Origin of the sequence: Moraxella sp. (assembly GCF_024227015.1) — a bacterium.
Classification (GTDB): Bacteria; Pseudomonadota; Gammaproteobacteria; order Pseudomonadales; family Moraxellaceae; genus Moraxella.
Window position 1 is genome coordinate 1 of record NZ_JAAELD010000278.1, and the last position, 1276, is coordinate 1276.

Here is a 1276-nt window from a genome sequence, read left to right on the forward strand (position 1 = left end):
ACCAATTTCCAATCAATAAAAACGGTGCCCAATAGCTAGGATGCCAATAGCGATCTTGGGTAATCAGTTTTTTCTGTACATTTTGTAATGCTTTAGCTTTAGAAAGCCCAGGCGTTTTCAAAAGTTGTTGATAAAACTGAGTGATAGCGATTGAAGTCGCCTCATCGTCAACAAACCACAAAGTAGCGATGGCACTCCTCGCACCTGCTTTTACAGCAACCCCGGCGAGCCCTAGCGCGGCGCGATCATCACCGACAGCAGTCTGGCAGGCACTCAAAGTCAATAATTCCAGGGGCGCGGCTTGGGATTGCCCTAAGCCGATCACTTCTTGTAGCTTATTCATCGTCATTTTGTCCTTGTAAGTCAATAAATAGGTACGTTCTGGATCGGCATTAAATTCAGCATGTGTCGCCAGATGAATGACTGAATAGTCACTTCTTTTCAATTGATGACGAAGGTTTTTAATAGAATATTCTGCATTTAAAATGCGCTTACTATTGGCAATGCCCTGAGTAGAGTCTAATATGGTTTGCAATTCCTTTGGCACGTTGGGCAACGGCGGGTATTCTTGCACAGCATCGGATAAACCAACCAAGAGGATATTACTGTTATCCCAACGAATTGGTTTTGGATCAAGCAATGTCAGCCCTGGTGTCAGTGCCATCGCATATTTTTCAACCAAAAAATGCTCGCCGTCATGTAGGGTGGAAAAGGGAATCAGGCGTAATTTGCCCTCTGGCACCACGACTAAAGTATCAATTTGGTGATCAGTCAACAATGTTTTGATGGGGCGTATCAACCAGTCATAGAGTTGCCTTGCCTTGTATAAAAAGCGGTTATTAGGGCGGGTTTGTAAACCCAGTCTCAAATCCCAAGTCGCCTTGTTCACCTGATCGGCACCAACAGGTACAACGACTTGATGGAGTTCACCTGCTACGCTGACGATAATGACTAATCTCTCAGGCAAAAGTATAGGATAAAGTATGGCTGTATGCGATGAAATTTGATCAAGTTCTATGGCTTTAGGTTGTCGGCTCAGAAGACATTTATCTTGAAAATACTCTTGAAGTTCAGCCACTTTCACCAATTCGACAGTGGCTACTGCATCCTTGAGTTGATGTTGCTGCGCTTGAGCGTTACTAGTCGTCGCTGCTTTTTGTAACAGTAAATCGGCAAGTCCATAATGGACAGGTTTGACAACTTCGTCAAATGTGCCTGGGAGAGTACGATAACCCGTTTCTAAGACAGATTGGATTGGTTTAAGTGTCTGAGAGGC

Annotated in this window: 1 protein-coding gene; it reads right to left on the minus strand. The window is 44.2% G+C overall.

What is annotated here, in order from left to right; genetic code table 11:
• A partial coding sequence (locus tag GY683_RS06430) for a CHAT domain-containing protein (RefSeq protein ID WP_297287958.1) occupies nucleotides 1-1276 on the minus strand: 1276 nt, incomplete at both ends.